The 25,425-nt window shown below is 69.7% G+C and carries 22 protein-coding genes; 17 read left to right on the forward strand and 5 right to left on the reverse strand.

Annotated elements, in window-relative coordinates; translation table 11 throughout:
• Positions 1–86 precede the first annotated feature (86 nt).
• The 11 genes from FGL25_RS17330 (at position 87) to FGL25_RS04695 (ending at position 9,206) form a co-directional block, all read left to right on the forward strand.
• Positions 87–1,289, forward strand: coding sequence for a secretin N-terminal domain-containing protein (locus tag FGL25_RS17330; RefSeq protein ID WP_252970026.1), 1,203 nt, complete (start codon positions 87–89; stop codon positions 1,287–1,289).
• A complete protein-coding gene (gene gspE, locus FGL25_RS04650) occupies positions 1,286–2,779 on the forward strand; it encodes a type II secretion system ATPase GspE (RefSeq protein ID WP_138141077.1) in 1,494 nt (497 codons plus the stop codon). Before FGL25_RS17330 ends, gspE begins: the two co-directional genes overlap by 4 nt.
• A complete protein-coding gene (gene gspF / locus FGL25_RS04655) occupies positions 2,779–3,990 on the forward strand; it encodes a type II secretion system inner membrane protein GspF (protein WP_138141078.1) in 1,212 nt (403 codons plus the stop codon). The genes gspE and gspF overlap by 1 nt, the downstream gene beginning before the upstream one ends.
• 11 nt (positions 3,991–4,001) lie before the next feature.
• Positions 4,002–4,514, forward strand: a complete 513-nt coding sequence (gene gspG / locus FGL25_RS04660) for a type II secretion system major pseudopilin GspG (protein WP_436835249.1) — start codon at positions 4,002–4,004, stop codon at positions 4,512–4,514.
• Positions 4,483–5,019, forward strand: coding sequence for a GspH/FimT family pseudopilin (locus tag FGL25_RS04665; protein ID WP_290125513.1), 537 nt, complete (start codon positions 4,483–4,485; stop codon positions 5,017–5,019). The genes gspG and FGL25_RS04665 overlap by 32 nt, the downstream gene beginning before the upstream one ends.
• On the forward strand, positions 5,012–5,377 hold the full coding sequence (gene gspI / locus FGL25_RS04670; RefSeq protein WP_125899663.1) for a type II secretion system minor pseudopilin GspI: 366 nt from the start codon (positions 5,012–5,014) through the stop codon (positions 5,375–5,377). Before FGL25_RS04665 ends, gspI begins: the two co-directional genes overlap by 8 nt.
• 89 nt (positions 5,378–5,466) lie before the next feature.
• Positions 5,467–6,066 (forward strand): type II secretion system minor pseudopilin GspJ, encoded by a 600-nt coding sequence (gspJ, locus tag FGL25_RS04675; RefSeq protein ID WP_252970028.1) that lies wholly within the window; start codon positions 5,467–5,469, stop codon positions 6,064–6,066.
• 26 nt (positions 6,067–6,092) lie between these two features.
• On the forward strand, positions 6,093–7,049 hold the full coding sequence (gspK, locus tag FGL25_RS04680) for a type II secretion system minor pseudopilin GspK (RefSeq protein WP_252970029.1): 957 nt from the start codon (positions 6,093–6,095) through the stop codon (positions 7,047–7,049).
• Positions 7,050–7,059: 10 nt separating this feature from the next.
• On the forward strand, positions 7,060–8,163 hold the full coding sequence (gene gspL / locus FGL25_RS04685) for a type II secretion system protein GspL (protein ID WP_138141082.1): 1,104 nt from the start codon (positions 7,060–7,062) through the stop codon (positions 8,161–8,163).
• Positions 8,160–8,627 (forward strand): type II secretion system protein GspM, encoded by a 468-nt coding sequence (gspM, locus tag FGL25_RS04690; protein ID WP_138141083.1) that lies wholly within the window; start codon positions 8,160–8,162, stop codon positions 8,625–8,627. The genes gspL and gspM overlap by 4 nt, the downstream gene beginning before the upstream one ends.
• Before the next feature lie 75 nt (positions 8,628–8,702).
• Positions 8,703–9,206, forward strand: coding sequence for a hypothetical protein (locus FGL25_RS04695; protein ID WP_138141084.1), 504 nt, complete (start codon positions 8,703–8,705; stop codon positions 9,204–9,206).
• Positions 9,207–9,224: 18 nt separating this feature from the next.
• On the opposite strand, the gene FGL25_RS04700 is transcribed toward FGL25_RS04695, so the two are convergent.
• The 4 genes from FGL25_RS04700 to FGL25_RS04715 all read right to left on the reverse strand — a co-directional run bounded on the left by FGL25_RS04700 (position 9,225) and on the right by FGL25_RS04715 (position 14,587).
• A complete protein-coding gene (locus tag FGL25_RS04700) occupies positions 9,225–11,450 on the reverse strand; it encodes a CHASE2 domain-containing protein (protein WP_252970030.1) in 2,226 nt (741 codons plus the stop codon).
• Between the two features lie 58 nt (positions 11,451–11,508).
• Positions 11,509–12,864, reverse strand: a complete 1,356-nt coding sequence (locus tag FGL25_RS04705; RefSeq protein ID WP_138141086.1) for a FecR domain-containing protein — start codon at positions 12,862–12,864, stop codon at positions 11,509–11,511.
• Positions 12,865–12,884: 20 nt separating this feature from the next.
• Complete coding sequence (locus FGL25_RS04710; RefSeq protein WP_088410005.1) at positions 12,885–13,595, reverse strand: response regulator transcription factor; 711 nt, start codon at positions 13,593–13,595, stop codon at positions 12,885–12,887.
• An 83-nt stretch (positions 13,596–13,678) separates the two neighbouring features.
• On the reverse strand, positions 13,679–14,587 hold the full coding sequence (locus tag FGL25_RS04715; RefSeq protein ID WP_138141087.1) for a LysR family transcriptional regulator: 909 nt from the start codon (positions 14,585–14,587) through the stop codon (positions 13,679–13,681).
• A gap of 104 nt (positions 14,588–14,691) precedes the next feature.
• Here FGL25_RS04715 and FGL25_RS04720 point away from each other — a divergent pair, with 104 nt between their 5' ends.
• A complete protein-coding gene (locus tag FGL25_RS04720) occupies positions 14,692–16,194 on the forward strand; it encodes a CoA-acylating methylmalonate-semialdehyde dehydrogenase (protein ID WP_003165585.1) in 1,503 nt (500 codons plus the stop codon).
• A 39-nt stretch (positions 16,195–16,233) separates the two neighbouring features.
• Here the strand turns inward: FGL25_RS04720 and FGL25_RS04725 are convergent, their stop codons facing one another.
• A complete protein-coding gene (locus FGL25_RS04725; protein WP_138141088.1) occupies positions 16,234–17,646 on the reverse strand; it encodes a short-chain fatty acyl-CoA regulator family protein in 1,413 nt (470 codons plus the stop codon).
• Between the two features lie 145 nt (positions 17,647–17,791).
• Between FGL25_RS04725 and FGL25_RS04730 the strand changes: the two genes are divergently transcribed.
• The 5 genes from FGL25_RS04730 to mce are packed head-to-tail and all read left to right on the forward strand — an operon-like array spanning position 17,792 to position 25,265.
• Positions 17,792–19,327: an acyl-CoA carboxylase subunit beta gene (locus FGL25_RS04730; RefSeq protein ID WP_087140222.1), complete on the forward strand. Its 1,536-nt coding sequence runs from the start codon at positions 17,792–17,794 to the stop codon at positions 19,325–19,327.
• A gap of 9 nt (positions 19,328–19,336) precedes the next feature.
• The gene (locus FGL25_RS04735; RefSeq protein ID WP_088410001.1) at positions 19,337–21,313 is read left to right on the forward strand and encodes an acetyl-CoA carboxylase biotin carboxylase subunit; all 1,977 of its coding nucleotides are present in this window, start codon (positions 19,337–19,339) and stop codon (positions 21,311–21,313) included.
• Complete coding sequence (locus tag FGL25_RS04740; RefSeq protein ID WP_138141089.1) at positions 21,314–22,690, forward strand: methylmalonyl-CoA mutase family protein; 1,377 nt, start codon at positions 21,314–21,316, stop codon at positions 22,688–22,690. It abuts the gene before it with no gap.
• On the forward strand, positions 22,687–24,846 hold the full coding sequence (gene scpA, locus FGL25_RS04745) for a methylmalonyl-CoA mutase (RefSeq protein ID WP_138141090.1): 2,160 nt from the start codon (positions 22,687–22,689) through the stop codon (positions 24,844–24,846). The genes FGL25_RS04740 and scpA overlap by 4 nt, the downstream gene beginning before the upstream one ends.
• Positions 24,843–25,265 carry a methylmalonyl-CoA epimerase gene (mce, locus tag FGL25_RS04750; protein ID WP_003165579.1) on the forward strand — a complete coding sequence of 141 codons (423 nt, stop codon included), beginning with the start codon at positions 24,843–24,845 and terminating at the stop codon, positions 25,263–25,265. Before scpA ends, mce begins: the two co-directional genes overlap by 4 nt.
• The last annotated feature ends 160 nt before the right edge of the window (positions 25,266–25,425 follow it).

The following is a 25,425-nucleotide window of genomic DNA, read 5'->3' on the forward strand; positions in this document are numbered from 1 at the left end:
CGTGGGGCAGCCTGCGGATGCGGCGGCGACCTCGTCCCCGCGCCTGCGCACCGCCCGCACGGGGGGCGACCAATACGACCAGCGGCATGGGGCAGGGCGGCCTGACCACGACGGGCGAGGCCGACAGCGGGTCGATCGGCTCGACCACCGTGACCGCCACCGGCCAGCGCGCCACCATCGCCCGTTTCCCCGGCGCCAACGCCCTGGTCATCTCCGGCCCGGCGGACCTGCAACGCACCCTGACCGAGGTGATCCGCCAGTTGGACGTGCGCCGTCAGCAGGTGCTGATCGAGGCCATCGTCGTCGAGCTGAGCGACAAGGCCGTGCGCGATCTGGGCGTGCAGTGGCTGATGGCGGGCGAGCAGGGCGTCGGCCTGACCAACTATTCCGACCGTGCGGCGCCGCTGGTTCCCATCGCGGGCGGGGCGGCGGCAGGGCAGCTCGACAAGGACGATCCCCTGCGCGAACGGCTGCAGAACCTGGCCTTGAACAGCCTGCTGGGCGCCAACGGCTTCGTCGGCGGGGCGGGCGGCAAATGGGGCGACGGCCTGTTCGGCTTCATCATCAATGCGGCCAAGACGGACGCGGGCTCCAACCTCCTGCAGACCCCGTCGATCATGACGCTGGACAATGAAGAGGCCACCTTCCTGGTCGGGCAGGAGGTGCCGATCACCACTGGCCAGACCATTCTGGACGGCAACTCCAACCCCTTCACCACGACCGAGCGCAAGGACATCGGGGTGCGCCTGACGGTGCGGCCCCAGATCAATGCGGGCGGCTCCATCACCCTGACGCTGAGGCAGGAAGTGTCGAGCATCAACGGCCTGCTGACCAGCGGCGCCAACGACCTGATCCTGGACAAGCGCGAGCTGGAGACGACGCTGGTCGTCGATGACGGCGACATCGCCGTGGCGGGCGGCCTTCTGGATCAGAACGACCGGCTGGAGACGAGCAAGGTGCCCGGCCTGGGCGACATTCCGGGCGTAGGCGTCCTGTTCCGCTCGACCAGCCGCGAGCGGGGACGGACCAATCTGATGGTCTTCCTGCGCCCGACCATCTTGCGCACGACGGCGGACGCGCAGGGTTTGGCGACGGATCGCTGGGGCTATATGCGCGGCGAGCAGCAGAGGGTTCATCCCGATCGCGAGCCGAGCCTGGACGCCCTGCTGCGCGACTATATGCAGGTCCAGCCGCCTGCGGCTCCGGCAGTGGGCGAGCCGTTGGTCATCGCCCCCGTGGCGCCGGTCGCGGCCCAACCGCTGCCGCCTGTGGCGGGGGCCGCCCGGTGATCACCGTCGTCGATCCGCGTCTGCCCTACGGCTTCGCCAAGACCCACGGCGTCCTGCTGCTGGCGGCGGGCGAGGTGATGGCGGTCGGGGTGCGCGAGGGCGCCGACCCTCTGGCCCTGGTCGAGGCGCGCCGCGCGCTGGGCCGTCCGCTGGAGGCGACGCCGCTGAGCGCCGCCGCCTTCGACCGCAAGCTGTCGGAAGTCTATGCGGGCGAGCAACTGACGGCCGCCGACGGCGACGACCTGTCCCTGCCGGTGGGCCTCGACAGTCTGGTGGACGACATCCCGGCGGCGGCGGACCTGCTGGACGCCACGGACGACGCGCCGGTCATCCGTCTGATCAACGGCGTCATCGCCGAGGCCGCCCGCATCGGCGCCTCGGACGTGCATCTGGAAAGCTATGAGACGCGGCTGCTGGTGAGGATGCGGGTGGACGGGGTGCTGCGCGAGGCGCTGAGCCTGAACCCGCGCGTTGCGCCCCTGTTGGTGTCGCGCATCAAGGTCATGGCGCGGCTCGACATCGCCGAGAAGCGCAAGCCCCAGGACGGGCGCATCCCCCTGACGCTGGGCGGCAAGTCGCTGGACGTGCGCGTCTCGACCCTGCCGTCGCGGGCGGGCGAGCGGGTGGTGCTGCGCATTCTGGACAAGGATCAGGCCGGGCTGACGCTGGACCGGCTGGGCATGGACCCGGCCGCGCTGGAGGCCTTCCGCCATGCGCTGGCCGAGCCGAACGGCATCATCCTGGTCACCGGGCCGACCGGCTCGGGCAAGACGACCAGCCTCTATGCCGGGCTGTCGCTGCTGAACGACGGCTCGCGCAACATACTGACGGTCGAAGACCCGGTCGAATACGCCATGGAGGGCGTGGGCCAGACGCAGGTCAACCCCAAGGTCGGCATGACCTTCGCCGCCGGTCTGCGCGCCATCCTGCGTCAGGATCCCGACGTGGTCATGGTCGGCGAAATTCGCGACACGGAGACGGCGGCCATCGCCGTTCAGGCGTCGCTGACCGGCCATCTGGTGCTGTCGACGGTTCACACCAATGACGCGGCCGGGGCGGTGACGCGCCTGCGCGACATGGGGGTCGAGCCCTTCCTGCTGGCCTCGACCCTGCGGCTGGTGGTGGCGCAACGCCTGGTGCGGCGCCTGTGCCCGCACTGCCGGATCGAGGAGACGGCGGACAAGGCGACGGCGCGGCTGATCGGGGCTGAGGAAGGCGCGCGCGTCTGGCGGCCGCACGGCTGCGCCGATTGCGGCTCGACCGGCTATGTCGGCCGCATCGGGCTTTATGAGACGCTGACGGTGGACGAGAAGGTGCGTCGCCTGATCGCCTCGGGCGCCGACGAGGACGTGGTGTTCGACGCCGCCTTCGCGCGCGGCGGGACGCTGGCCGACCGGGCGCGGACGCTGGTGCTGGAAGGCGTCACCTCGGTCGAGGAAGCCTTGCGCGTGGCGCGTCAGGAAACCGCCGCCGAAGAGGTCGCGGCCTGATGGCGGCCTTTGACTACATCGCCGCCGACGCCGCCGGGCGGACGGTCAGCGGCTCCGTGACCGCCGCCGACGAGGCCGCCGCGCGCAAGGCGCTGGCGAAACGACAACTGGCGCCCTTGCAACTGTCGCCGGGTCGTTCGGGCGCGATCGCTGCGACGACATCCGGCAAGGCCGGGCGGTTGTCGCCCAAGGCGCTGGCGCTGACGACGCGGCAACTGGCGACGCTGATTTCCGTCTCTCCGCTGGAAGAGGCGCTGCGCAATTTGATGCTTCAGGCGGATCGGCCGAACGTGCGCCGCGTGCTGGAAGGCGTCCACGCCGGGGTGATCGAGGGGCGGCGCCTGTCCGACGCCATGGGCCAGCAGGGCGCGGCCTTTCCGCCGCTGTATCGCGCCATGACGGCGGCGGGCGAGCAGTCGGGCGCGCTTCAGCCCATTCTCGAACGGCTGGCCGACGGGCTGGAGCGGGACGAGGTCGTGCGCGGCAAGGTGCTGACGGCGCTGGTCTATCCGTGCGTGCTGGCGGTGGTGGCGCTGGGCGTCATCGTCGCCATGATGACCTATATCGTGCCCAAGGTGGTCGATCAGTTCGACAGCATGGGCCAGACCCTGCCGCTGCTGACGCGGCTGGTCATCGGCCTGTCGGACCTGATGCGCGACTGGGGCTGGCTGATGGCGCTGATCCTTGCGGCCGTGGTCGGCGCGGGGCTGATCGCGCGGCGGCGCGAGGCGGTGCGGCTGAAGCTGGACGCCTGGGTGCTGAGGCTGCCTCTAGTCGGGCGGCTGACGCGCGACCTGCACGGCGCGCGCATGGCCCGCACCCTGTCGACCATGATCGCGGCGGGCCTGCCGGTGCTGGAGGGGCTGACCATCACCGCCCGCACCGTCTCCAACCGCGCCCTGCGCCGCGCCACCGAACAGATGGCCGAGGCGGTGCGCGAGGGCGGTGGCCTGTCGGCCGCCATGCGCCGCGCCGAGGTGTTCCCGCCCATCCTCGTCTACATGACCGCATCCGGCGAAAGCAGCGGTCGGCTGGAGCCCATGCTGGAGCGCGCGGCCGATTATCTGGAACGCGAATTCTCCAACTTCACCGCCGTGATGCTCAGCCTGCTGGAGCCGGCGATCATCGTGGTCATGGGCGGGATCGTCGCCGTGATCGTGCTGTCGATCCTGCTTCCCATTCTTCAGATCAACACCCTGGCTCTGGGGTGAGAGAGGCATTGATGTTCAAGACCTTCGCCCGACGTCTGCGCCATGTCGCCCAAACGCGCGCCCAACGCGCTCACGCAGCGAGCCGCCGCGCGGCGAGCGGTAGCGCACGACAAGGGTTCACCCTTGTCGAGTTAATGGTCGTCATCGTCATCATCGGCCTGTTGGCGACGGTGGTGGCGATCAATGTCCTGCCCAGTCAAGACAAGGCCATGGTCGGCAAGGCGCGGGCCGACATCTCGGTGCTGGAGCAGGCGGTGGAGACCTATCGCCTCGACAACCTGGCCTTCCCGACGGACCAGCAGGGGCTGAAGGCCCTGACGGCGCCGCCCGCCGATCTGGCGCGGCCGGAACGCTATCGCCAGGGCGGCTATGTCCGCCGCCTGCCGGAAGACCCGTGGGGCAATCCCTATCAGTACCGCCGCCGCAGCGCCCATGGCGGCCAGTTCGACATCTGGTCCTTCGGCGCCGACGGCCAGGAAGGGGGCGATGGGAATGACGCCGACATCGGCAACTGGCAGGGCTGAAGCGCTCTCTCGCCCGGCCGGTTCGGTAGCCGTGGGAACGCCCAAACGCGCTGAAGCAGCGAGCCGCCGCGCGGCGAGCGTTGGCGCACGACAAGGTTTCACCCTCGTCGAGTTAATGGTGGTCATCGCCATCATCGGCGTGGCGGCGGGGGCGGTGCTGCTGTCCATGCCGGACCCGCGCCCGACGCTGGCGGTCGAGGCCGAGCGGTTCGCCGCGCGCCTGACGCTGGCGCGCGAGGAGGCGGTGATGACCAACCGCCCGGTGGCCCTGCGCGCCGATGCGGCGGGCTATGGCTTCGAGAGCTTCGACGGCGCCGTCTGGACGCCGCTGACGGGCGTTCTGGCGCCGAAGGCATGGGGGGAGGGCGTCGCCGTCGCCGCGCCCGCCCGCGCCGTGTTCGACCCCACCGGCGGCGCCGACGCCGCCAGCGTGCGGCTGGAGCGCGAGGGCCAGGCCGTCACCGTCGCCATCGACGGCGCGGGCGAGGTGACGATCCATGAGTGAGGGAGCGCCCCGCGCGGGCTTCACCCTGATCGAGTGTCTTGTGGCGCTGGCCGTGTTCGGTCTGGCGGCGATGGCGTTGCTGAACCTGTCGGGCGAGAGCACCCGCTCGGCGGCGCGGGTCGAGACGCGGACGCTGGGCGGCGTCGTCGCTGACAATGTGGCCGCCGAGGCGATGATCGCGCGCGATCTGCCCAGCGGCAGCACGTCGGGGCAAGCGTCGCTGGGCGGGCGCGAATGGCGTTGGGTGCGGGTGGTCAGCGCGACCGACATGCCCGGCGTCGGCCGTATCGACGTACGCGTCTTCGCCGATGAAGAACAAGCCGCCGAGCGTGTGCTGTTCCGGGCGGCGGGCGCATGAAGGCGTGGTGCCAACCCGCTCAAGCAGCGAGCCGCTGTGCGGCGAGCGATAGCGTCCTAAAATGTGCTCAAGCAGCGAGCGCCCGTGGCGTGAGCGATAGCGCAACAAATCGACAAGGGTTTACACTGGTCGAGGTCATGATCGCCCTGCTGATCTTCGCCCTTCTGGCGGGGGCAGGCGCGCTGGTGCTGGGCCAGTCGATTGAGACGCGGTTCGCGGTGAAGGCCAACGCGGAGCGGGTGGCGGCGCTGCAACGCACCCGCGCTCTGCTGCGCGCCGATCTGGCGCAGGCGACGGCGCGGCGGGTGCGCGGGCCGACGGGGCGTCCGGTGCCTCAGGCGATCATGGGGCCGCAACGACCGGGCGATCCCCTGCTGGTGCTGGCCCGCAGCGGCTGGAGCAACCCGGACGCCGCGCCGCGCGCCTCGGTTCAAAGGGTTGAATACCGGTTGGTGGAGGATCGGTTGGAGCGCCGCGTGGCGCCCTATCTGGACGGTGCGCGGGCCGGGCCGCCGCAGGTGCTGTATCGCGGGGTGACAGAGGTGCGCGTCGCCTTCATCCAGAACGGGTCCGAGGCGCCTGCCTTTTCCGCCAGCAGCGACCGGCCCCTGCCGGACGCCGTGCGGGTGACGCTGACGCTGGACGGCTTCGGCTCGGTCGAGCAGCTGTTTCTGGTCGCAGCCGCATGAAGGAAGGCGCGCGCGATCGTCGGGGCATGGCCCTGTTGACCGTCCTGTTGCTGGTGGCGGTGATGGCGGCGCTGTGCGTGGTGCTGCTGGACGACGTGCGTTTTTCCGTGCGCCGCACCACCAACGCCGAGAGCCAGGCGCAGGCGCAAGCCTATGCGGCGGGGGCGGAGGCGCTGGCGCGGCGGCGGCTGTCCGATCTGGTGCGCGCCGATCCGGCGCGCACGCCGTTGCAGCCGCAATGGAACGGCCGCGTCTTCGCCCTGCCGCTGGAAGAGGGCGAGGGGCGGGCGGTGATCCGCGACGGTCAGGCCTGTTTCAACCTGAACAGTCTGGCGCTGGGGCAGGGCGAGGATCTGATCGCCCGGCCCGAAGGGGCGGCGCAGTTCATCGCGCTCGGCGCCGCTTTGGGCCTGCCGCGCGGGCGGATGTCGGCGGTCGCGGCGGCCCTGACCGACTGGATGGACGGCGACGACGAGGTTTCGGCGCAGGGGGCGGAGGACGCCGCCTACGCCAGCCGTCCGACGCCGTATCGCACTGGCGGGGTCATGCTGGCCGAGGTCAGCGAACTGCGCGCCGTGGCGGGGGTGGACGACGCCCTCTATCGCCGGTTGAGGCCGCATCTATGCGCCCTGCCGGAGGCGCGATTGTCGCCCCTGAATGTGAATACGCTGGAGCCGCAGGACGCCGTTCTGCTGGTCGCGATCAGCCGGGGCGTGGTCGGGTTGAACGCGGCCAAGGCGGCCATCGCCGCGCGTCCTGCGACGGGTTGGAGCAGCCCCGACGCCTTCTGGGCCCAACCCGCCCTGTCGGGCGTGGTCGTCGACGAAGAGGCCAAGGGCCAGATCACCCTGGCCACCCGTTACTTCGACCTGAGGGTCGAGATCGAGCATGGCGACGCCCGCGCCGTCCGCACCGCCCTGATCCACGTCGCGCCCGACGGCGCGGCGCGCACCGTCATCCGTCGCTGGACGCCTGAAGAATGAGCATGGAAGAATGAGCCACGCCCGCATCCTGTTCATCCCGACCCACGCGACCCTGGCGGCGCGTTTCCTGCTGGTCGATCGCGAGGGCCGTGTCGTCGGACGCGGCGAGTTGGACCCGCATCAGGCCGAAGCGCCGCCGTCGATGCGCACCATCGCCGTGGCCCCCGGCGCGGACGTCATGACGCGCTGGCTGGACCTGCCCCCGGGCAATGCGGCCCAGGCCCGCGCCGCGGCGCGCTGGGCCTTGCGCGATCAGGCGGCGGGCGAGGTCGAGGGGCTGGACGTGGCTCTGGGCGTTGCGCCGGTCGATGGCGGCCCGCGCCTGACGGCGGCGGTGTCGGCCAAGCTGTTGCAGGCCTGGCTGCGCTGGATGGAGACCTTCGACATCCGGCCCGAGGCCGTCGTGCCGGACAATCTGTGCCTGCCCGCACCGCTGGAGGCGGGGACATTGACGGCCGCACAGGCAGGGGCCGACGTGGCGCTGCGCGGCCCGGCCTTCGCCGTGACGGTCCAGCCGGATCTGGCGGAGGCGGTTGCGGCCGGGCGTTCTTTGACCTGGCTGGAAGGCGAGGCGTTGGACGCGGCCCTGGCGGCGGGGGCGATGGCGGCCCCGCTCGACCTGTTGCAGGTCCACGACCGGCGCGAGCGGGGACAGGCGGCCAAAGACTGGCGGCTGGCGGCGGGTCTGGCGGCGGCGCTGTTGGTCTCGCCCCTGATCCTGATAGCGGCCGAAGGGTTGCGCGACCGTGCGGCGGCCGATCGCGCTGAGGCCGGCGCTCGGGCGGGGGCGGTGAAGCTCTATCCTGAACTGGCGACGGCGGACGATCCGGCGCCGGAGGCTCTGCGTCGTCTCGACGCCGGGCCGCCGCCGGGCGGGACCGCGCGCGCGATGGCCGCCGTCTTCGCCGCCGTCGAGCGCGTGCCGGGCGCGGAACTGGACGACGCGACCCTGGGCGGCGAGGGGCTGCGCGTCACCCTGGCCCATCCGACGTTCAATGATCTGGACGCCGTGCGCGCCGATCTGGCCGAGGCCGGTCTGGCGGTGGTCGACGAAACCTCGGCCGAGGAAGGCGGGCGCATGGTCAGCACGCTCACGATCGGAGGCGCCCGATGAAGGCCTTGTTCTCTTCCGTCGCCGCCTGGTGGGACGGTCGGTCGCTGCGCGAGCGGCGGATGCTGGCGGTCATGGGGGCGCTGGTGCTGGGCGTCGTCGGCTGGCTGGGCGTGGTGCGGCCGCTGGACGGCTGGCAGGCCGATCAGGCGCGCGCCCGCGTCGCCGCCGAGCGGCGACTGACGCAGGTCGAGACGGCCGTGATCCAGCGCGGCGCGCGACCGGCTGAGGCGGTCGATCTGCAGGCTCTGGTCGCCTCTACCGCTTCGGCGGCGGGGGTGCAGCCGACGTTGGGCATGTCCGAGGGCGGGCGGCTGGGCGTCCGGCTGGATCGCGTGACGACGGCGCAGGCCTTCGGCTGGCTGGCCGTGCTGGAGCAGGACGGGGCGCGCATCGAGGAACTGGGCGTGGTCGAGAACGCGGACGGGACGCTGGGCGTGACGGGCGCGCTGGCGTCCGGGGGCTAGGCCGGAGCGCTTTTCGGTCCCGTTGGAATCGTCCGTTGTGGACTTGGAGGGCGCGGCGGGGCAGGTATCGCAGCCATGATCTCTCGTCTGGCTCTTCCCCTGGTCAGCGCGGCCGTCCTGGCGGGCTGCGCTTCTACGCCGCGCGTCGAGACGCAGTTGTCGGCCGCCGTGCCCGCGAACGTGACTGATTATCGCCTGCTTGAGGCCGAGGCGCCGAGCGAGGCCGACCGCGCGGCGGCCGAGGCCGTGCGTCAGGCGCTGGCGGCGCGCGGCTGGCGCGAGGTGGACGATAAGTCCGCCTGGCGGGTCGAGACGGCCTATGCGGTGCGGCCTCAGAAGACCGGCGTCTTCACCGACGTCGATGCGCGCCAGGGCGAGTGGACCGATGCGCCGCGCCTGCCGCAATGGTGGAGCCAGGGTCGCCAGACGCACAGCCTGACGGTGATCCTGACCGGGCCGGGGAATGAGGCGGGGGCCTATCGCGCCTCGGCGGTGGCGATCCTGGGACGGCGTCAGGCCGAAACCGCGCCGGGCCTGCTGGCCAAGGCGGCGGTGGCGCAGTTGGACGCGGCGGACTAGGGCCGACCGCCCGCAGCTTCATTCCTCTTCCGCGATCCTGGGCAGGGTCAGGATGAAGGTCGCGCCCGGCGATCCGGGCTGGTGGCGGATGGTTCCGCCGTGGCGTTCGGCGACGGTGCGGACGAAGGCGAGGCCCAGACCCGCGCCGCGATGATCGGCGCCGCCGTGGCCGAAGGGCTGGAACAAACGACGCGCGGCCTCTTCCGACAGACCAGGGCCCTGATCGCTGACGCCGAGGACGCAGACCGGGCGACCGTCTTCCTCGGCCCCGGTCAGGCTGACCTGGATAGCGCCGCCCGCCGGGCCGTATTTCAGGGCGTTGTCGAGAAGGTTGGTGGTCAGGCGGCGCAACAGGGCGGGGTCGCCCTGGACCAGGAACTCTTCCTCGCCGTCGGGCGTCAGGATGCGGACGCCTTTCTTCGACGCCTGGGGCCACAGGATGTCGGCGGCGTCCATGGCGATCTGGCCCAGGTCCAGCAGCTCGGAGCGATAGGGTTGGCTCTCGGCGCGGGCCAGTTGAACATAGCCTTCGGCGAGGTCGAGGGTCTGGCGGGCGTAGTCGGCGATGCGGCGCTCGACCATGGGGTCCAGGCGCGGGGCGGGGCCGTCCAGCAGGGTCAGGATCGACACCTGAGGCGCGCGCATGTCGTGGCTGAGCAGTTGCAGGGCCTCGGCGCGCTGGCGCTCGGCGGCGCGGAAACGGGTCATGTCGGCGAAGCGCACGATATGGCCGACCGGCTGCCCCTCGGCGTCGGTCAGCAGGGCGGCGGCGGCCTTCAGGATGCGGCCGTCGGGCGTGGTGATGTCGCCGGGATCGCCCTCGGGATCGAGGAAGCGGCGCCAGGCCGGTTCGCCCAGGGACCGGAACAGCAGGGGCAGGTCGGCGTCGTCCCTCAGTCGGTCGCCGAACAGGGCCTCGGCCCGGTCGTTGGACAGGATGATGCGGGCGTGCGGGTCGGCCACGACCGTGGCGTCGGGCAGGCTTCGCAGGGCGTCGGAGATGAAGCGCTCCAGATCGCGCACCTGACGCACGGCGGCGCGCAGGGCGTCCACCTGACGGGCCACCACGTCGCCGCCCTGGGCGCGGCCGGTCAGGCGCACGCCGTCGCGCTCGAAGGCCTCGACCTCGCTCTGCATATAGGCCGAGGCTGCGGCCAGGCGGCGCCAGCTCCACAGGGGATAGGCTAGGGCCAAGCCAGCTACGGCGGCCGAGGGCGGGAGCCACAGGCCGCCTGCGAGGAAGGCGGTCGCGGCGGCGATCAACGTCACGACGATCAGCCCGGCGCCCAGGGCCATGTTGGCGGCCGGACGCAGCACCAGGAAGCCGGCGACCAGCAGGCCGAGCGGCAGCAGGGACAGGATCAGCACCCAGGCGGGCGACAGGCTGCGCGGGCCGCCGCCCTCGATCAGGGTCTGGAGCAGGGCGGCCTGCACCTCGACGCCGGGACGCAGTTCGCCGTGGGGCGTGGCCGGGGTGGCGTAACGGTCGCCCAGACCCGGCGCCGTCGCCCCGACCAGCACCAGCCTGTCCTTCAGGAAGGCGGCGGGCGTCTCGCCGCTGAGCACGTCGGCGAAGGACAGGGTGCGGAAGGCGCCGGGCGGGCCGCGATAGATCAGGGCTTCCGGCGACGCGGCGAACAGGTCGCCGCCCTCATGCGGCGCGGGCGGCGCAGGAACGGCGCCCTTGGCGGCGGCCAGGGGCAGGATCAGGTGCGGCCAGGTCCGCTCGCCCGCCTGAAGATAGAGGGGCAGGCGGCGCACGGCGCCGTCGTCGTCGACCGTCAGGTTGACGTGGCCCAGACCCGCCGCCGCCTCGGTCAGGCCGGGCGCGGGGGCGTCTTCGCGATAGGCGGCGCCGTTCAGGCCGGGGGCGTCCAGCACCACGGGCAGGCGGACCTGGCCGTTGCGGGCCAGGGCGGCGGCAAGGGCGTCGTCTTGCTGCGAGGCTTCGGTGAACAGGACGTCGTAGGCGACAGGCCCCGCGCCCGCCTGGGTCAGGCGGTCGATCAGCCGGGCGTGCAGGTCGCGCGGCCAGGGCCATTGGCCCAGGGCTTCCAGGCTGCGGTCGTCGATGGCGATGATGACGATGTCTTCGTCGGCCGGTCCCGCCTCGGCCCGCATCAGGGCGTCATAGATCAGGTGGTCGGCGCCGTCGGCGGCGGGCGTCAGCGCCATCCAGCCGACCAGCAGGGCGGACAGCGTCGCCACCAGCCCCCATTCGACCAGGGCGCGACGGCCGGTCAAGCGGGCGCCGAGCCAGCCTCTCCAGCCGCCTTTCGGCCCTGAGGGCGCGGGCACGGCGCTATCGTCCGATGCGGAGCTGTTGCGGTTCGGACCAGGCTTCCAGCAGACGGCCGAAGCGATGGCGCGCGCCCTGCACCCGCCAGCTGTAGACGCCCGGCGGCAGGTCGCTGAGGGTGAAGGCCTCGTCGGTCAGGCCGGGCTGGTCGACCAGCAGGGGGCCGTCGACGGTTCCGTCCTCGGCCTCGCGCCAAAGCTGGAAGCGGAAGGTCGCCGCGCCGACGCCCTCGGCCTCCCAGCGGAAGCGGTAGAAGCGGCGGCGGTCGCGCTGGTCCAGGGCCGAGGCCAGGCCGCCGACGCCGTTGCGGGCGCGGATGAAGCTGTAGGTGGTGGACTTGCCCTCCAGTCCCTCGGGCGACAGGGCGGTCAGGCGCAGGAAGAAGGCGCCTTCCTCCATCTCGCCGAAGACCAGGGGGCCGCCGGGCGCGCTGTCGGCCTCGGAGAAGGCCTCGATCATGCCGGCGTCCTGGGCGACGCGGCCGCGATAGCGTTCGGCGCCGGGCAGGGGCTGGATGTCGAAAGCGACCTGGGCCTGGGTTTGCGGCGCGTCGGGGCGGGCCAGGGCGGGCGCGGGCAGCAGGGGCAGCAGGCGAACAGCGCCGGCGGCGGCGCTGACGCCCTGATCTGCGGCGGCCAGGGTTTCGGCCTGGCCCGAGGCGATGGCGACGGCGCCTTCCAGCACTTCGGTGCTCGAGCGGTCGGCGTCATCGTCGAAGGAGACGCGGAAGTCGGTGCCGCGCACGGCCGAGACCGAGACGGGGGTGCGGATGGCGAAGCCGCCGGGACGGCGCCGGGGCGTGACGCGCGACTCGGCGCGGCCCGCCTCGACCGTCAGGGCGTGATCGACGGCGCCGTTGATGGCGTAGCGGCGCAGGCGGCTGACCCGCACGCGGCTGTTGGAGGGCACGACCACATGGCTGCCGTCGGACAGGGCTAGGCGGACGAAGGCGTTGGCTCCGGTGGTGAGAACGGCGCCTTCGCGCACGGTCTGGCCGGGTGCGGGGGCGGCGGAGCGGCCGTCCTGGTTCAGGGTCGCCGCGCCGCGAAAGCCGGCGATGCGCGCCTCGTCCGGATCGGCGCGCAGCAGATCGACGGGCAGGGCCAGGGTGCGACCGATGGCGAGGCGACGCGGATTGGCGACCCGGTTCTCGCGCTGAACTCGGCGATAGTCGAGCGGCCGGTGCATGTAGGCGGTCGCCAGGTCGATCAGGGTGTCGCCGCGCTGGACGACATAGTCGAGGGTCTCGACGGAGGCGGCCGTCCGGGCAGCGGGCGGGGCGGCCGAAGTCTGTGCGACGGCGCTTCCTGCGGCCAGCATCGCTGCGATCGCCAGGGCCGCCGCCCAATCCGTCTTCATTTCGCCACCTGCGTCTTCATTCAGGCGTCCTGGCCGGGTTCTGCCCCCGCGACGCGCTCAAGGCGGTATCCGTAGCTGTAAATGGGGGTCAGGCGGAAGCCTCGCTCGGGCCGCAGCTCAAGCTTGTTGCGGATACGCGAGATGTGCATGTCCAGCGAACGGCTGTTCAGGTCCGGCTCATTGCCCCACACCGTCTCCAGAATATAGGTCCGCGACAGCGCCCGGTGCAGGTTGCGGAACAGCAGCAGGGCCAGGGCGTATTCCTTGGCCGTCAGAGCGACTGGCTGGCCGTCGCGGGTCACGGACCCGGCGGACTCGTGGAAGGACAAGCCGTCATAGACCTCGACGCCCGGCGTCGTCGGTTGGGCGTAGGCGCGACGGATCAGAGCGTTGATCCGCGCCGCCAGCACCGGTTTGGACAGGGGCTTGGGCAGGTAGTCGTCGGCCCCGGCGTCCAGGCCTGCGACCACGTCTTCATCCTCGGCGCGGCTGGTGACCAGCAGCATGGGCGGGGCGGGCTTCAGATTGGTGCGCGCCCAAGCCAGCACCTCCAGACCCGAACGGTCCGGCAGGTTCCAGTCGACGATCAGCATGTCGAAGGTGTCCTTGCGCAGGGCGGAGATCAGCGCCTGGCCGCGCGAAAACAGAGTGGCGCGATACCCGGCGTCTTGGACGACCTCGGAGACGAACTCCAATTGGACGGGATCGTCATCTAATATCGCGATCTTCATACTTGTTACGCAGCTCCGAGGAGAACGCTGGAGTCATAGCCCCGGATGCTGGGCTTTAGAGCAATGTAAAATGTAAAATATAGTCACCCTTCGGCGCGTCTCGGCGTGGTCGCGGGCAAGGGGGCGAGGCGGCTGACCTGATCCTGACACAGGGCTTTGATCCAGCGCCGGACCGTTTTCAGCCGCGCCGTGCCGTGGACCTCGCGGTGGGTGCTGAGCCAGAAGCGCCGCTCGATCAGCACAGCGTCCGCAAGAACGCGCGTCAGTCCCTCCGCCAGAAAGCAGGGCAGGACGCCGATGCCGCCGCCCGCCGCCACCATGTCCCGTTGGGCGCGGATGGAGGATGAAGCCAGGCGGGGACGCAGGTGCGGGCGGATCTCGTCCAGATAATGCAACTCGGGCGCATAGATCAGGTCGTCGACGTATCCGACCATGTCGACGCGGTTCAGGTCGTCGATGGTGTCGGGCGCGCCGTGACGTTTCAGGTATTCCGGCGCGGCGTAGAGCGCCAGCTGATAGGTGGTCAGCGGCTCGACGATCAGACGCGGCCCAGCGGCGGGGCTGAGGGTGATGGCCATGTCCACCTCGCGGCGGCTGGGCGACAGGAAGCCGGAGCTGGCCGCCAGTTCGACGTTCAGCCCCGGATGCGCGGCCAGCAGGCCGGGCAGGGCGGGGGCCAGCACCGCCCCGCCGAAGCCTTCCGACGCGCTGATCCGCACGGCGCCGGCGATCAGGTCGGGCTGGGTGACGCGCCCGGCGGCTTCCATCGCGCTTTCGGCGTCCAGCGCCCGCTCCAGCAGCTGGGCGCCCGTGGCCGTCAGGTGCAGTCCGGCGGCCGAGCGCACCAGCAGGGTCGACTTCAGCGCCGTCTCCAGCCGGGCCACGCGCCGCCCGACGGTGGCCGCGTCCACGCCCAGCCGCTGCGCCGCCGTGGCCAGAGACCCGGCGCGCGCGGCCGCCAGAAACACTCTCAGATCATCCCAGTCGAACATGTGCAGATATGCACATCATCACCTGCAAGATTGCAATGGGCCTGACCCGCCCGCTCTGCTAGGGCAGGCTCACGAAGAACCATAATCATCGGGAGAGACGTTCAATGCGCGATATTCGCCACTTCATCGACGGTGCGGCTTTTGATGGGGCATCGGGTCGCTTCGGCGACGTCTTCAACCCCAACACCGGCGAGGTTCAGGCCCGCGTCCAGCTGGCGACGCCGTCGGAACTGGATCGCGCGGTCCAGTCGGCGCAGGCCGCCTTTGAAGGCTGGTCCTCGACCAACCCGCAGCGCCGCGCCCGCGTCATGTTCGAGTTCAAGCGCCTGGTCGAGGCGAACATGAACGAACTGGCAGAACTGCTGTCCAGCGAGCACGGCAAGGTCATCGCCGACTCCAAGGGCGACATCCAGCGCGGTCTGGAAGTGATCGAGTTCGCCTGCGGCATCCCGCACGCCTCGAAGGGCGAATACACCTATGGCGCCGGTCCGGGCATCGACGTCTATTCCATGCGCCAGCCGCTGGGCGTGGTGGCGGGCATCACCCCGTTTAACTTCCCCGGCATGATCCCGATGTGGATGTTCGGCGTGGCCATCGCCGCGGGCAACACCTTCATCCTGAAGCCGTCCGAGCGTGACCCGTCCCTGCCGGTGCGTCTGGGCGAACTGATGATGGAGGCGGGCGCGCCCAAGGGCGTGCTGAACGTCGTCCACGGCGACAAGGTGGCGGTCGACTCCATTCTTGAACATCCGCTGATCCATGCCGTCAGCTTCGTCGGTTCGTCGGACATCGCCCACTATGTGTTCCAGAAGGGCGCGGCCCACGGCAAGCGCGTTCAGGCCATGGGCGGCGCCAAGAACCACGGCATCGTCCTGCCCGACGCCGACATGGATCAGGTCATCAAGGATCTGACCGGCGCGGCCTACGGCTCGGCCGGCGAGCGCTGCATGGCCCTGCCGGTGGTGGTGCCGGTCGGTCAACGCACCGCCGATGAACTGCGCGAGCGTCTGGTCTCGGAAATCCCGAACCTGCGCGTCGGCGTCTCGACCGACGCCGAGGCCCACTACGGCCCCGTCGTCACCCAGACCCACAAGGACAAGGTTCTGGGCTGGATCAACAAGGGCGTGGAAGAAGGCGCCGAACTGGTCGTCGACGGTCGCGAGTTCAGCCTGCAGGGCCACGAGAAGGGCTTCTTCATCGGCCCGTCGCTGTTCGACCACGTCAAGCCCGAGATGGAATCCTACAAGGAAGAGATCTTCGGCCCCGTGTTGCAGATCATGCGCGCCGCCAGCTTCGAGGAGGCGCTGAGCCTGCCGAGCAAGCACCAGTACGGCAACGGCGTCGCCATCTTCACCCAGAACGGCCGCGCGGCCCGCGACTTCGCCGCCCGCGTCAACGTCGGCATGGTCGGCATCAACGTGCCGATCCCGGTGCCGGTGGCCTATCACTCGTTCGGCGGCTGGAAGCGTTCGGCCTTCGGCGACATCAACCAGCACGGCATGGAAGGCGTCCGCTTCTGGACCAAGACCAAGACCGTGACCGCCCGCTGGCCGGACAGCGATCTGGAGCACGCGGACTCGAGCTTCGTCATCCCGACGATGGGCTGACGCTGATTTTCCCTCTCCCTGCCTTGCGTGGGGAGAGGGTCAGCTCAGCGTATACGGGATCACCCCCCGCTCATTCTCCGGCACGGCCAGGGTCCGGTCGATCGGCGGAAACGCCCTTTGCGTGCAGTCCGTCCGTTCGCAGATGCGGCAGTTCACCCCCATGCGCGTCGGCGGGCCGTTCAGGTCCAGCCCGTCCGCATAGACCAACTGGGCCGCGTGCTCGATCTCGCACCCCAGTCCCAGCGCATAGCGGCGATCCGGCTCCAGAAACGACCCGCCCGGCTTGGACACGCTCTTGGCGATGCAGACGTAGCGGGCGCCGTCGGGCATCTCCGACAGATTGACTAGTATGCGGTCCGGCGCGCTGAACGCCTCATGGACGTTCCATAACGGGCAGGCGCCGCCGAAGCGGGCGAACTGGAAGCGCGTGGCGCTGTGCCGCTTGGTGATGTTGCCGGCCATGTCCACTCGCGCGAAGTAGAAGGGCACGCCGCGCCAGCCGGGCCTCTGTAGCGTGCTCAATCGGTGGCAGGCCTGTTCGAAACTGACGTGGAAGCGGTTGCGCAGGCGGTCCACGTCGTGCCGCAGCTCCCGCGCCGCCTCCAGAAACGCGCGATAGGGCAGCAGCAGCGCACCCGCTGCATAGTTGGCCAGACCGACCCGGCACACGTCGCGCGCGGCGGGAATGTCGAAGGCGGCGCGGTCCAGTTCGTGCTCGATCAGGTCTTCGAACCGCAAGCGAACCAGCTGATGCGCCATCTGGAAGGCGCGGGTGGCGCCCGGCAGGCTGGCGTCGACATGGAGGATGCGCGCGCCCGGATCGAAGCGCCGCATGGCGCCGCGCCCCTGACCCGTGGCGACGCGCACGCCGCACAGGTCGTTGAGGGCGGCCTCCAGCTCGCGCTCCGGATGGACGCCGTCGCCCAGGTTCAGCCGCGCGGCCAGATCCTCGGCCGCCCGGTCCAGGGCGTCGATGTAGTTGTCGCGATAGTGGAAGAAGTCGCGCACCGCCTCATAGGGCAGGGCGGGGGCGGCGTCGGCGGCGTGTTCGTCGCGGCCCAGCGTCTCGTTCAGCGTCTTCAGCCGCTCGTCCAGACGGCGATAGTCCTGGTGCAGGGCCAGGAACTGCCGCGCCAGCCGGGGCGCGTTCATGGCCGCCTGTTTGAGCTCGCCCGCCGTGGGCGCCTCGGCGTGGCCCGCGACGTCGGTGGTCGCCTCGCGCAGGTCGGCGATCAGGCGGGCGTCGCCGTCCAGATCAAACAGGCTGGCGTCCACGTCGAAGGCGCGCGTCAGGGCGATCAGCACCCGCGCCGTGGCCGGGCGCTGGTTGGTCTCGATCTGCGACAGATAGGACGGCGACAGCGCCAGCCGCCCGGCGCACTGCTCCAGCGTCCAGCCGCGCGCCTCGCGCAGCTTGCGGACCTTGGTCCCGAGGTAGAGTTTTTCAGCCATGATGGTCGGGCATTGCAACTTTGCAAAAACGCCTGTCTGCCTTGGCAGGCTTACGCACTTGGAGGCCTTTTGCAAAGTTGCGATTGCCTTTTTGCGATGAAGCGGCTTGTTGGACCCTGAACGAAGTCAGGGAGTCGCTCCAACCATGAGCCAGGCCATCCTCGAGGAACTCGAGCGCCGTCGCGCCGCCGCCAAGCTGGGCGGGGGCGAGAAGCGCATCGCCAGCCAGCACGCCAAGGGCAAGCTGACCGCCCGCGAACGCATCGGCGTCCTGCTGGACGAAGGCTCCTTCGAAGAGACCGACATGTTCGTGGAGCATCGCAGCCACGACTTCGGCATGGCCGAGCAGCGCATCCCCGGCGACGGCGTCGTCACCGGACGCGGCACGATCAACGGCCGTCTGGTCTATGTCTTCTCCAAGGACTTCACCGTGTTCGGCGGCTCGCTGTCGGGCGCCCACGCGGCCAAGATCGTCAAGATTCAGAAGATGGCCCTGACGGCCGGCGCGCCGATCATCGGCCTGTTCGACGCAGGCGGCGCGCGCATTCAGGAAGGGGTGGAATCGCTGGCCGGTTACGCCGACATTTTCCTGCAGAACACCCTGGCCTCGGGCGTCATCCCGCAGATTTCGGTCATCATGGGCCCGTGCGCGGGCGGCGACGTCTATTCGCCCGCCATCACCGACTTCATCTTCATGGTGAAGGACACCTCCTACATGTATGTGACCGGCCCCGACGTGGTGAAGACCGTCACCAACGAGGTGGTCAGCCACGAGGACCTGGGCGGCGCCCGCGTCCATGCGGGCAAGTCCGGGGTCGCCGACGGCGCCTTCGAGAACGATCTGGAGGCCCTGTCGGAGGTGCGCCGCCTGATCGGCTTCCTGCCGCTGTCGAACCGCGAGACGCCGCCGGTTCGCGAAACCTATGACGAGCCGGATCGCGATGAGGCCTCGCTGGACACTCTGGTCCCGGCCAATCCGAACCAGCCCTATGACATGAAGGAGCTGATCCTGAAGACGGTCGACGAGGCCGACTTTTTCGAGATCGGCGCCGACTTCGCCAAGAACATCATCTGCGGTTTCGGCCGTCTGGACGGCCAGCCGGTCGGCATCGTCGGCAACCAGCCCCAGACGCTGGCGGGCGTGCTGGACATCGACTCCAGCCGCAAGGCCGCGCGCTTTGTGCGCTTCTGCGACGCCTTCCACATCCCGCTGGTGACCTTCGTCGACGTGCCGGGCTTCATGCCGGGCACGAAGCAGGAGTACGGCGCTCTGATCAAGCACGGCGCCAAGCTGCTGTTCGCCTATGCCGAGGCCACCGTGCCCAAGCTGACGGTCATCACGCGCAAGGCCTATGGCGGCGCCTATGACGTCATGAGCTCCAAACACCTGCGCGGCGACGTCAACTACGCCTGGCCCACCGCCGAGATCGCGGTCATGGGCGCCAAGGGTGCGGTCGAGATCATCTTCCGTAAAGAGGCCGGCGACCCCGAGGCTCTGGCCGCGCGCGAGGCCGAATACAAGGAACGCTTCGCCAACCCCTTCGTGGCGGCTGGGCTCGGCTACATCGACGACGTCATCATGCCCCACGGCACCCGCCGTCGCCTGATCAAGGCGCTGAAGACGCTGAAGAACAAGACCCAGGAAAATCCCTGGAAGAAGCACGACAACATCCCGCTGTAAGGCCCAGAAATGTTCGATAAAATTCTGATCGCCAACCGCGGCGAAATTGCTGTTCGCGTCATCAAGACCTGCCGTCGCATGGGCATCAAGACGGTGGTCGTCTACTCCGACGCCGACGCCGGGTCGCTGGCGTGCGAGATGGCGGACGAGACCGTCCACATCGGCCCGTCGCCCGCCGCCCAGTCCTATCTGATCCAGGACAGGATCGTGGACGCCGTGAAGCAGACGGGGGCGCAGGCCGTGCATCCCGGCTTCGGCTTCCTGTCTGAAAACGCCGGGTTTGCGCGTCGGCTGAAGGCCGAGGGCATCGCCTTCATCGGGCCGAACCCCGAGGCGATCGACGCCATGGGCGACAAGATCACGTCCAAGAAGTTCGCCGCAGAGGCGGGCGTCTCGACCGTGCCGGGCCATATGGGCCTGATCGAAACGCCGGACGAGGCGGTGAAGATCGCGCGTGAGATCGGCTATCCGGTCATGATCAAGGCTTCGGCCGGGGGCGGGGGCAAGGGCATCCGCGTCGCCCATTCGGACGACGACATGGCCGAGGGCTTCGCCGCCGTGAAGGCCGAGGCGCTGAACGCCTTCGGCGACGACCGCGTCTTCCTCGAGAAGTTCATCGTCGATCCGCGCCACATCGAGATTCAGGTGCTGGGCGACAAGCACGGCAACGTCATCCACCTGTTCGAGCGCGAATGCTCGATCCAGCGCCGCAACCAGAAAGTCATCGAGGAGGCGCCGTCGCCCCTGCTGGACGAGGCGACACGCGCCGCCATGGGGGCGCAGGCCGTCGCCCTGGCCAAGGCGGTGAACTATGACTCGGCCGGCACGGTCGAGTTCGTCGCCGGTCAGGACAAGTCCTTCTTCTTCCTGGAGATGAACACCCGTCTGCAGGTCGAGCATCCGGTGACGGAGCTGATCACCGGCGTCGATCTGGTCGAGCAGATGATCCGCTCGGCCTGGGGCGAGCAACTGGCGATCAAGCAGGACGACCTGTCGATCAACGGCTGGGCCATCGAGAGCCGCATCTACGCCGAAGACCCCTATCGCGGCTTCCTGCCGTCGATCGGCCGTCTGGTGCGTTATGAGCAGCCGGAAGAGGGCGATCAGGGCGACTATACGGTTCGCAATGACTCGGGCGTCCGCGAGGGCGACGAGATCAGCATGTTCTACGACCCCATGATCGCCAAGCTGTGCGCCTGGGGCGAGACGCGCGACGACGCCGTGCGCGGCATGGCCCGCGCGCTGGAGGACACCCATCTGGCGGGGCTGGGCCACAATGTGCCCTTCCTGGCGGCGGTCATGGATCAGGAACGCTTCCAGTCCGGCGAGCTGGCCACCAGCTACATCAAGGACGAATTCCCCGACGGCTTCCACGGCTTGGCGCCGACGCCTGAGCAGGTGAAAATCCTGATCGCCTCGGCCGTGGCCATGAATGAGGTCATCGCCGAACAGGACGGCGACCCCAGCGAGCGCACCGACTGGACCGTCCTGATCGACAAGACGGCCTATGAGGTCGAGGTCGGCTATGACGAGGCCGAAGACCTGATCGTCGCCATCGACGGCGAGGACGTCTCCCTGTCCGAGATCGAATGGCGTCCGGGCCTGTCGCTGTTCAAGGCTGTGCTGGACGACGACGCCTTCACCGCCGAGGTGAAGCGCGCCGCCGACGGCTTCGACATCCGTCACCGCGCGGCGCGGGCGCGGGTGCGCGTGCTGCGTCCCGACGTGGCGCATCTCTACGCCCTGCTGCCCGAGAAGCAGGCGGCGGATACGTCCAAGCTTGTGCTGTCGCCGATGCCGGGTCTGGTGGTCGACATCCCCGTGACCCCGGGCCAGGAGGTCAAGTCCGGCGAGACCGTGGCCATCATCGAGGCCATGAAGATGCAGAACATCCTCAAGGCCGAGCGCGACGGCAAGGTGAAGGCGGTCAAGGCCAAGGCCGGCGACCCGGTCGCCGCCGACGACGTGCTGGTGGAGTTCGAGTAAATGAGTGAGTTCGCCGTCCCGACCCCGCTGGAGTGGCGTGAAGCCGCTATCAAGGCGCTGAAGGAGCGTCCGCTGGAGAGCCTCATCCATCTGGATGCGGACCATCTGGCGACGAAGCCTCTGTATGGGGCGGCGAACGGCGGCGAGCCGGTGTTCGCGCCCCGGCCCTCGGATTCCGAAGGCCGGGCGTGGGACGTGCGGGCGCTGAACGAGGGCGAGGACGCCGATGCCCTCAACCGCGCCATCTTGACCGATCTGGAGAACGGGGCGGCCTCCGTCCTGATCGCCGGGCCGGCGGCGTCGGACGCTGCGAAGCTGGCGCGCGCGCTGGACGGGGTGGCGCTGGAACTGGCGCCGGTGGCGCTGGACGCCGGGCTCGAGGGCGTGAAGGCGGCGGAGGCCCTGTCGGCGGCCGCCAAGGGTTCGCCCCGCGCCAAGCTGGCCTTCCACCTCGATCCGATCTCGGCCTATGCCGAGGCGGGCGGGGCGCCGTCGGACTTTGCGGGCATCATGGCCGAGACGGCCAAGGCGGCGGCGACCCACGCCGCGACCTATCCCGAGGCGACGCTGTTCATGGCCTCGGGCCGCGTGGCGCATGAGGCGGGCGGCTCCATCGCCCAGGAACTGGCCTTCGCCGCGTCGTCGGCCGTGGCCTATGTGAAGGCGGCCGTTGAAGCGGGGCTGTCGGTTGAGGCGGCGCTGAAGGGCGTCGTGCTGGGCGTCGCGGTGGATCAGGCCTATTTCGACTCCCTGGCCAAGATCCGTGCGCTGCGCCTGATTTGGGCCAGCGTCTCCAAGGCGTTCGGCGCCGAGGTTCCGGCGATCATCGAGGCGCGCTCGTCGCGGCGGATGCTGTCGGCGCGCGATCCGTGGCCGAACATGCTGCGCCTGACCGCCGCCGGGTTCGCCGGGGCCGTGGGCGGGGCTGATGCGGTGGTGCTGGACGGCTTCACTCGCGCGGCGGGCTTGCCGGACGACTTCGCCAAACGTCAGGCGCGCAACACACAACTGATCCTGATGGAGGAGTCCAATCTGGGCCGTGTCGACGATCCGGCCAGCGGCTCCTGGTATCTGGACGCGCGCACCCGCGAACTGGCCGAGGCCGCGTGGGCCGAGTTCCAGGTTTATGAGGCCGAAGGCGGCGTGATCGCCTGTCTGGAAGGCGGGGTGATCCAGCCTCGCATCGCCCGCGCTCGCGACATGGCCGAGAAGGCGTATCGGGACGGCGCCGCCCAGATCGTCGGCGTCACCAAATTCGTCGACCCGGACGTGCGGACCGCGCCGGTGACGCCCGCGCCCGCCATGGCCGCCATCGGGACGTTTGAGGCGCTGGCGCCCGTGCGCTTCGCCGCCGCCTTCGAGGAGGCCGCCCAATGAGTTTTCCTGACTTCTCCAAGGTCGCCCTTGATCTGGGCGCGACCGGCGCCGGGCCGGAGCGCGCGGCGTGGACGACGCCCGAGGGGCTGACGGTCGAGACGGCCTATGGGCCGGATGCGCTGGACGGGCTGGACTTCATCCACGGCCTGCCGGGCTTCGCCCCTTTCGTGCGCGGGCCCTATCCGACCATGTATGCGGGCGCGCCCTGGACCATCCGCCAGTATGCGGGCTTCTCGACCGCCGAGGAGTCCAACGCCTTCTATCGCCGCAACCTGGCCGCCGGTCAGAAGGGCCTGTCGGTCGCCTTCGACCTGGCCACCCACCGGGGCTATGACAGCGACCACCCGCGGGTGAAGGGCGACGTCGGCATGGCGGGCGTGGCCATCGACAGCATTCTGGACATGCGGACCCTGTTCGACGGCATTCCGCTGGACCAGATGTCGGTGTCCATGACCATGAACGGGGCGGTGCTGCCTATCCTGGCCCTCTACGTCGTGGCGGGCGAGGAGCAGGGCGTCGATCACGCCAAGCTGACCGGGACCATTCAGAACGACATTCTGAAGGAGTTCATGGTCCGCAACACCTACATCTATCCGCCTGCGCCCTCGATGCGGATCATCGCCGACATCTTCGAATGGACGGCGAAGGAAACGCCCAAGTTCAACTCCATCTCCATCTCCGGCTATCACATGCAGGAGGCGGGAGCCTCGGCGGACATCGAGCTGGCCTACACCCTGTCGGACGGCATCGAATACTTACGCGCGGGCAAGGCGGCGGGCATGGAGATCGACCGGTTCGCGCCGCGTCTGAGCTTCTTCTGGGCCATCGGCATGAACTACTTCATGGAGGTGGCCAAGATGCGCGCCGGCCGCCTGCTGTGGGCCGAGGCGGTGAAGCGCGAAGGCGGCGTCAATCCGAAGTCGCTGTCCCTGCGGACCCACTGCCAGACCTCGGGTTGGTCGCTGGCGGCGCAGGACGTGTTCAACAATGTGCCGCGCACCATGGTCGAGTGCATGGCGGCGGCGGGCGGCCAGACGCAGAGCCTGCACACCAACGCCCTGGACGAGGCGCTGGCTCTGCCGACCGACTTCTCGGCCCGGATCGCGCGGAACACCCAGATTCTGGCGCAGGCCGAGACGGGCCTGACGCGCGTCATCGACCCGTGGGGCGGCAGCTTCTACGTCGAGCGCCTGACCCAGGAGCTGGCGACCAAGGCCCGCGCCCTGATGGAGGAGGTCGAGGCCTACGGCGGCATGGCCAAGGCCATCGAGGCGGGCATTCCCAAGCTGCGGATCGAGGAATCCGCCGCCAAGACGCAGGCCCGCATCGACACGGGCCAGCAGACGGTCGTGGGGGTGAACAAATATCTGAACCCCGTGGTCGACGACATTCCGATGCTGAAGGTCGACAACGCCGAGGTGCGCGCCCGCCAGATCGAGAAGCTGCAACGCCTGAAGGCCGAGCGCGACGAGGCGGCGACGCAAGCCGCGCTCGACGCCCTGACCGAGGGTGCGCGCGGCAATGAGAACCTGATGGAGCTGGCCGTGCGGGCGGCTCGCGCCAAGGCCACCGTGGGCGAAATCTCCGACGCGCTGGAGGCCGCCTTCGGCCGCCACATCGCTACGGTGAAGACGGTTTCGGGCGTCTATGCGAAGGAGGCGGGCAACGATCCCAAGGTCGCCCGCGCCCGTGAAATGGTCGCCGCCTTCGTCGAGAACGACGGCGGCCCGCCTCGCATCCTGATCGCCAAGCTGGGGCAGGACGGCCACGACCGGGGCCAGAAGGTGGTCGCCACCGGATACGGCGACATCGGCTTCGACGTGACGGCCGGTTCCCTGTTCCAGACGCCTGCCGAGGCGGCCAAGGACGCGGTGGAGAAGAACGTCCATGCGGTCGGCGCCTCATCGCTGGCGGCGGGGCATCTGACGTTGGCGCCTGAGCTGATCGCCGAACTGGCGAAACTGGGCCGCCCGGACATCATGGTGGTGGTCGGCGGGGTTATTCCGCCGTCGGACGTGCAGCCCCTGCTCGATATGGGCGCGGCGGCCGTCTATCCGCCCGGGTCGGTCATCGCCGAGACGGCGGTTGACCTGATCGAGAAGCTGAACCAGCGCCTGGGCTATGCCCAGCCTGTGCCTGTGGAGACGAAGAAGTGATCGGCAATCTGAACCACGTCGGCGTCGCGACGCCCTCCATCGCCGAGTCGATCAAGCTGTATCGCGATATTCTGGGCGCCACGAAGATCGGCGAGCCGTTCGACCTGCCCGCCCAAGGGGTGAAGGTCTGCTTCATCGACACGCCGACGGCCCAGATCGAGCTGATCGAGCCGTTCGACGAGACCAGCCCGATCACAGGCTTCCTGGCTAAGAACCCGAAGGGCGGCCAGCACCACGTCTGCTTCGAGGTGGCCGACATCCACGCCGCCATCGCAGAGATGCGCGCCAAGGGCGTGACCATTCTGGGCACGGGCGAACCCCGCATCGGGGCGCACGGGACGCCGGTGGTGTTTCTGCATCCCAAAGAGATGGGCGGGGTGCTGATCGAACTGATGGAGACGCCGAAAGGCGATCACTAAAAGACAAAGGCTCGGTCTCGCGACTGGGCCTTTTTCATGATCATGGCTCTTCGTCATCCTCGGACTTGATCCGAGGATCGGGCCATCCGTCTGCGTGACGGCGGACAGGAAGAGCGCGCCGGTCCCCTCGATCCTCGGATCAAGTCCGAGGATGACGGCG

Source organism: Brevundimonas vancanneytii (genome assembly GCF_901421975.1).
GTDB classification, from domain to species: domain Bacteria; phylum Pseudomonadota; class Alphaproteobacteria; order Caulobacterales; family Caulobacteraceae; genus Brevundimonas; species Brevundimonas diminuta.